This window comes from Vibrio sp. PNB23_22_6 (assembly GCF_052877535.1).
Genome location: NZ_JBNFXP010000034.1, coordinates 21,393 through 27,926, shown reverse-complemented (window position 1 = coordinate 27,926; position 6,534 = coordinate 21,393). Strand labels below are relative to the sequence as shown.

At 37.0% G+C, this 6,534-nt stretch carries 6 protein-coding genes; 1 reads left to right on the top strand and 5 read right to left on the bottom strand.

The annotated features are described in order from the left end of the window. Nucleotides 1-89: 89 nt before the first annotated feature. Entirely contained in the window at nucleotides 90-1,538 is a 1,449-nt protein-coding gene (locus ACVA54_RS18455; protein WP_446649834.1) for an acyltransferase family protein, read from the top strand. Between the two features lie 45 nt (nucleotides 1,539-1,583). Here ACVA54_RS18455 and ACVA54_RS18450 read toward each other — a convergent pair whose 3' ends face one another. The 5 genes from ACVA54_RS18450 to ACVA54_RS18430 all read right to left on the bottom strand — a co-directional run bounded on the left by ACVA54_RS18450 (nucleotide 1,584) and on the right by ACVA54_RS18430 (nucleotide 6,519). Continuing rightward, nucleotides 1,584-2,204, bottom strand: a complete 621-nt coding sequence (locus ACVA54_RS18450; RefSeq protein WP_446642736.1) for a hypothetical protein — start codon at nucleotides 2,202-2,204, stop codon at nucleotides 1,584-1,586. 335 nt (nucleotides 2,205-2,539) lie between these two features. Then, nucleotides 2,540-2,908, bottom strand: a complete 369-nt coding sequence (locus ACVA54_RS18445) for an EamA family transporter (RefSeq protein WP_446596698.1) — start codon at nucleotides 2,906-2,908, stop codon at nucleotides 2,540-2,542. Further along, nucleotides 2,905-4,329 (bottom strand): UbiA family prenyltransferase, encoded by a 1,425-nt coding sequence (locus ACVA54_RS18440; protein WP_446642737.1) that lies wholly within the window; start codon nucleotides 4,327-4,329, stop codon nucleotides 2,905-2,907. Before ACVA54_RS18440 ends, ACVA54_RS18445 begins: the two co-directional genes overlap by 4 nt. Nucleotides 4,330-4,393: 64 nt before the next feature. Continuing rightward, on the bottom strand, nucleotides 4,394-5,332 hold the full coding sequence (locus ACVA54_RS18435; protein ID WP_446596700.1) for a hypothetical protein: 939 nt from the start codon (nucleotides 5,330-5,332) through the stop codon (nucleotides 4,394-4,396). A 314-nt stretch (nucleotides 5,333-5,646) separates the two neighbouring features. Next, entirely contained in the window at nucleotides 5,647-6,519 is an 873-nt protein-coding gene (locus tag ACVA54_RS18430) for a hypothetical protein (RefSeq protein ID WP_446596701.1), read from the bottom strand. Between the last annotated feature and the right edge of the window lie 15 nt (nucleotides 6,520-6,534).

Below are 6,534 nucleotides of genomic sequence, written 5' to 3'. Positions count from 1 at the left end.
TTTGCTGCTCATAAGCACCTCTCTATTAGTCATTTTGTCTAACTAAAAGGTGTCTATCAAGTCGGTGGCTATTCAAATGGCAGTTCTATATTCTTTATCCAATAGTTCTTATAGCACTAAAGCGATATATCTCTCTTGAGAACTTAAAGAGGTTAATCATCATTGGTGTTGTGTTAGGTTTTGTACTTAGTGCAGCTGCAACGATGAAGTGGCCCAATGCAGCTTATTACCTTCTTCCTACTCGGGCATGGGAAATGATGATGGGGGGGATTGCTTTTCTTTACCCTTGGAGCCTTAGTTCTGAAAAGAAAAAGAAGCTGATTGAAGGCATTGGTTTAGCCTTGATTTTGGTTTCATACTTTTTTGTATCGAGCGATGTACCTTGGCCTGGTTATTTTTCACTATTACCTGTCTTTGGCACTTACCTAATGGTTCTTGCCAATCGGCAATCTAGCGTTGTGACCAATAACTTTGCTTTTCAGTGTTTAGGTAAGTGGTCATATTCTATTTACTTATGGCATTGGCCTATTTTGGTGTTTGGCTATTATTTTGATATTGGAAATTGGTCTCTATATGGAATTATATTGTCTTTAGTTTTTGGGTTTGTAAGCTTTAAGTTTATCGAAAGTTATAGATTTTCTGGGTACTTAACGTGGCGTGATATTCTGAAAGTTAAAGCTTTGGCTATGGTTGCAGGGGTATCTGTTTTAGCCTCTATGGTGGTTATCGAAAAAGGATATGTCAATCGACTACCAATGGAGTTTAAGTCACTTATGGCGATGGCCAATCCAAGTCCTTACAGAGACAAGTGTCACATAGGAGAATACCAACGACCTGAGGATTCTTGTGAGTATTTTGAGAACGATGTTCAGTGGGCGATATTAGGAGATAGTCACACTGTTGAAATTGCATATGCTTTAGCTGAAAAGTTAAAAGAATCAGGACGTGGTGTTAAGCACTTTAGCTTCTCTGGTTGTTTTCCTTCCTATGGGCAGGGGAATGGGTTTTCAAAATGTGCTAAATGGTATAACGAGTCAGTTAAGAACATACTTAATGAAAGCAGAATTCAAAACGTTGTGTTTAATCACCGATACTCTGTTGCTTTGCTAGGCGATCATCTGTCTAGTTATCCTAATGTTGGACCGTTGTATGACAATTTCCAAGAGATATTGGAATCAGTCGATCGTGCAATTATGGAGTTGTCAAAAAGCAAAAAGAATATCTATGTTTATTTGCCTATTCCGGAGATAAAGAAACCAATAGGGCTGTTACTCTCAAAAGTATGGTTGAGTAATCTTGGTTTCAATGAAGTGTTCGGAACTACTTTGACTTTTTATTACAAGAGAAATGAAGTCATTCTTAATCACTTTAAGAACGCGAGTTATCCCGACAATGTGATTTTCATAGACCCGACGGATGCATTTTGTGATGATAAAGACTGTTTTGCAGTTAGGGATGGTAAAGCGTTGTACTTTGATGATCATCATCCATCTGTTGATGGCGCAAGATTATTGACAGATTTAATTTCCACCCATTAAGAGTAAACCACGCGCTTTGTGATAATGCGGTTTGTTGTGTTGTTCTTACCTTCTTGAGCGTATCCGATCTGATGGTTGATTACGAATGTAAGTAACGAAGCCAAGTAATACTAATATAACAGCAACAAACACTTTGGCCCACGTCAGCAGACCAGAGTCATTTATAATTTGCCAATCCAAAAAAGAATCATGATAGAAAGCGTTATAGTCCTGGGATGAAGTTGATACGCCATAGGTTTGGTTTTCATAAACTTTATCATCTACATATTTCTTCCATTCACTAAGTAGATTTGTTTGGCTACCAGAATCAAGAAACCATTTTTTAACGATGTCAGTGTTAATTGGAAGTTCGAGCTCTCCTAGATCAGGTGTGTATAGGTCGCTATTATTGCTGCTAGGTCCTATTACAGTATCGAGCTCTGCTGTTGATCTATTTCGTTTACGCTGGGTCGGAGAGTCGAGATTGACTTGGTTAGCAAAATAGCTTTGAGTTTTGACTGCCCCGTTTTCTTTTTGTGGCGACTGTAGATAATCGCTATTTAAGTGCACATGTTGCCAGAAGGCACTTTGGCTTTCGTCTGTGTGTTCTATGAAAATCAATGTTGCAGTGGCATTAAAGCTGAGTAGCAACGAACTGATAATAGCAATGTTTAAAACGTTGATCACCTACACCTCGATATCATCTATAAAACTGCGTGAATGAAATTGGTGTCCCTAACAGAAAACTTCATGGGTACGATATCGTGGGCACCTATATACCCCCTAGTACTAATGAGAAAACCGAACGGTTTTGCACACACTATAGTTGAATTTTCTACATTCGAAATAATTATTCGTTTGATCACATCTAAACTATAGCTCAGTATCAGGCGGCTGGTACGTCTTTAGCTGTAGTTCAAAGAGGTTGGACGTCGGTATTATGTTCTATTGTCGACGGATATTATTCAATCTATAGCAATAGTTAGACACCCTCAGTGTTAATACAACGTATCATACACATATTATTTTGAGATTAAAAATACACCGACAAGTATCAACAGTGTTCCTATTGTTTTATTTATCGTTAAGGGTTCATTTAAAAACCAATACGCAAACAGCATTGTTCCGATAAAGCCTAACCCAACGAAAGGATACGCTTTGCTTACATCTACTTTTGCTAATACACCTAGCCAAATAGCCGCACTGGAGACATAGGACAATAGGCCTCCCAGAACAAAAATATTCGTTAAAACAGTTATAACACCCGAAAAGACTCCAAGGCTGAAAGAATCATGAACCGTTGGATTTGACATCCCCTGTTTCAATAAAATCTGAGCTAAGACAGATAAAGAAACGCTAAATAAAATTAATATAATAGAGATAACATTCATAGTACTTGCGCCGCTATTGATACCAACCCACAGAAACCTATAGTGATTAAGCTACCCCTATCTTTCAGCGAGAACACTATGGGGTCATGGTGCATTTCTCCTCGGTGGGTTTTTATCCACATTCTCATTAACCAATAGCATAGAGCCGGCACAATCAACCAGAGTATATCCGGTTGCTGGTACTGGTCTGTAAGTGCATTGTTATTGATATAGAAGCAAAACATAAGAACTGACAATAACGCAGAAGAGGCACCAAAGCTGATCAATAAAGAATAGTCTTTAGGTGAATAATCTCGGCCTTTTACGTTTTTTTTGCCACCTACTTCCATAGTTTGAATTTCAGAGCATCGTTTAACTAACGCTAAACTAAGAAAAATGAATATCGAAAATGCTAACAACCAGAAAGAAGCAACGACATTTATGGCTGCAGCACCAGCAAGTATTCTGATCGTGTAAAGCAGGGCAAGTGTCACAACGTCCATACCTACATATTGTTTAACCTTAAATGAATACAAAACGGTTAAAATCAAGTAGGAAAGCAAAACAAGAGCAAACTGATAACCAATCAAAATTGAAATGACAGTTGCAATAAGAAGGAATGCTATGCCTACAATAACACCGCTTTTGATACTGATCACTCCTGCAGCTAAAGGACGGTGTTTCTTTATCCGATGCGCTCTGTCTGATTCAATGTCCAGAAGGTCGTTGAGAATATAAGTTGCTGATGCTAAGAAACTAAATGCGAAAAATGCATAGATGGCGGTGGTGATATTATTGAGATCTTCGAATGCACCAGAAACGACCAGTGGAACGAAAATAAGTAGGTTCTTCAACCATTGATAGGTCCTCAGTTGTTTAAACCAAACACGCACACTTGGTTGTTGAACATCAAACGTTTTGTCAACTCGAAATTGCAGCGCTTTCCTTTTTGCTTGATAAGTAGGATTGACCAATACACTTTGCTCTGCATGTTCAAATATTTCAAAATCTATCGCATCATTGCCCGCATAAGAGAACTTTTTGCTTATGTTTTCTATCTTCTTAAGTTTGGTTTTTCCTTTTAAATTTTCGTTTTGGCTGCTGCTAATACAATCATCAAAAATTTCATGTTGGCTCACAATTTCTTTCGCGTACTTTTCATTTGACGCAGTGGCAAGGTATATCTTTCTTCCTTTACTTTTCTCTTCTTGTAGAAAAGAGTTCAGTTCCTGGTTTAAGGGGAGAGCTTTCAAATCAAGCTCTGCACGCTTAGAAAGTTGATACTTGATATAGGACTTACCTTTGAGTAACCAAGCAAAGCAGTAAAAAGCGATGAGCGGATTTTTTTTGAAAGCGACTATAAAACTCTCAAATAGCAAATCAGTTTTGGTGTAGGTGCCATCCAAGTCTACAAACATCGGATAACATTCATTGTTGTCCATAACGTACCCACTTTGATATCTAAACTGTGATTTGTATAACCGTATAAAATTTAATCTATAACATTTACCTTAAATTTTGTATCGTGTGCTTAACGGTTTCTGTATAGAGACTGCAAGAGAATCTAGTAGGGCCTATAAAGTGAATTAAAGAAACTTTGCCTAAATACCCAGCTAACCCTGATTGTTTAGTTTCATAGTCAGGAAAACCATGATTGTGATATTTTGGCCATTTCAGTACTTGACTGTTTCCACACAGTGACTGCATCACGTTACTGGAAAATTGCTCAGTCCCCCATTCAGACCATGTTTCTTTTCCTAATTTTTCTTCCATAATTTCAGATACTTCCGGAAGTAATGTCAGTAAGTTAGCCCCCTTGGGAAAACCTGTAAATGCAGAGCACCCTCTTAAGTAATGGCTAGCTTTCATCACCTTAAGCTCAGTTAGATTCATTTCCGCTTTGGCTTGTACATGGTTATTATTCCAATTCCTTGCCAATTGAGCCATGTAGTCAATTGGAACAGGATCAGGAAACATTGGGCCACCAATAGTAAAGCCATGGTTATTATTCACTATTTCTCGGATCTCTGGCAAAGCACCAATGGTGACAGTGTCACTGTCAAGTTGAATTACATAGTAATGCTCAGTTCTTGTTAATAAATAGCAAAGTCTTTCCCATGTTCCCCCTCGAGGACAGCCGAAGGTGTCGATTTCGTTGATGTCGATTACTGACACATTTTTTATATGTTCCCGCAATAAACAAACGTCATCTTTCGTTAAACTCCCATCATCAATCAGTTCAATTTTGCACTGACCGAATTTCTGGACAAAAGATTTGATAGCAATCAATGACATCTTTACTGCGGCATGATGTACTTGGGATACTAGAAGGACATCTGCAGTATTGATGCTATAGATAGGGGGAGTATCAATTACATTTGACAGCACTTTATTAAACTTAATCATGTGGTGTCTTTTTATAAAACTGTCAACTATGCGTTTCATTTTACTTCCTTTGTTCATCAATGGATTTAGTCTATGTAATAGACATGTTGTATCTTAAACTAACCGTTTAATGTTTCGCCTATATAAACATCCACATTTTAGCAAAAATCTTTGATATCCAATTAATTATTTCGATATCCTCTAAGAAAATCAAAGAATTGAATTACCTCATATGTAGTTAAAGTCCAAAACTCGTAAATTGCAAATTTAAATTTATACGTTCCACTTTAAGGCAAGGTTGACAATGTCCTAATGATGCCCTATTCAGGACAACTCTTAACTGGCGGATCTAATTGATACTGAAGAAGTGAAAATTAGTGCTGGTTAAATTTTGACTCTACCTGTGATAAATAATAATTAATAATTGACTTTAGACGTCGAAATTTGGTTCTAATTGCTGGAATAAACGGTTTTACTGGATGGTATAAGCAATTTGTTACACCTCCTTCCCGAATGTATGCAGGGTTGCTCCTGAATGTTCCTTTTTGAAGTCCCAACTTAGTGTAACCTTTATAGTATTTATTTCTAAATTCTTCGGAAACATAACTTCCGCTACCACCAATGTCTGTTATGGTACATCCAGATAAATCGAGAAGAAATGGCCAGGTCATTTCAGGGTGCCCTGAAACACCATTTTTATAACCGTCATTGATAGCTTCTAATCCACGTGCTGTAATCCTGACGAATGGTAAAAAGCATGTTCTGCTTGGAATGGATGCACAATATTTTTTGGCGTTAAATAAGTGGTTGTATGTCCAATTTTTATAATGATCTGTTACATGCGTGCATAGAAGGTCTGAATGATTAGGCGATAAGTCTTCTATAACATCAGAAATATTTCCATTATATACAACATCATCTTCTACAAAGTAATAGTGTTGATAATTATTATGCAGTTTGTAAAATAAAAGATGGATATAGTCTACGTTTCCTGGTATAAATATAAGTCGCCCATGCCTATTTAGCCTTTCTTTTCCTTTATAATGTAGCGATAGTGCATCGTCTTCCGAAAAAACATACTGCACAATACCAATAAAATCATCCTGTCTAAACTTTTCGCTACTAGAAAAACCTGCAATATAAAAATCTACATTGTTGAGTTTATCTATTTGCTCTTTATATCTTTTAATGTTTTTTTTTGTATTAGCAGGTTTGTTTGTTAAATAAACAAATGCAGTATCTGTCATAGTATATTCCTATGC